1 protein-coding gene is annotated in these 258 nt (G+C 45.7%); it reads right to left on the bottom strand.

Annotated features, from left to right (window positions below):
• Positions 1–92 precede the first annotated feature (92 nt).
• Positions 93–245 (bottom strand): DUF3025 domain-containing protein, encoded by a 153-nt coding sequence (locus tag AAEY79_RS15535; protein WP_352289452.1) that lies wholly within the window; start codon positions 243–245, stop codon positions 93–95.
• Positions 246–258 lie beyond the last annotated feature (13 nt).

Raw genomic sequence — 258 nt, 5'->3', positions numbered from 1 at the left:
AACCCTAACTGCTTAATGAATGGTGGCAAAACAGTAAACGAAACAGAGGTTTAGCACCTAAGCAATAACCTACGCTTTAAAGCTTCGGATACTTATACAAGCGTGCGACGACCACTACGAAAGACGCGGCTGTCCTCATAAAAATTAGAATTCGCATTATCTGCCCAAAAATGAGGTACGCCTAATATGGGTAAAGGGGCAAGTTGGCGCGGGGTGACATTTTCTTGCGATAGCAGCAGATGCATGTGCTCTGCCAGC

It is taken from the genome of Psychrobacter sp. GW64-MNA-CIBAN-0177, assembly GCF_040309585.1.
GTDB lineage: Bacteria > Pseudomonadota > Gammaproteobacteria > Pseudomonadales > Moraxellaceae > Psychrobacter > Psychrobacter okhotskensis.
Note: the sequence above shows the minus strand (reverse complement) of the source record. Positions and strands in the feature narration are given on the sequence as shown.

Bases quoted from the DNA above. Each gene is read 5' to 3' on its own strand.
- AAEY79_RS15535 (WP_352289452.1), bottom strand. From the start codon at position 245: ATGCATCTGCTGCTATCGCAAGAAAATGTCACCCCGCGCCAACTTGCC.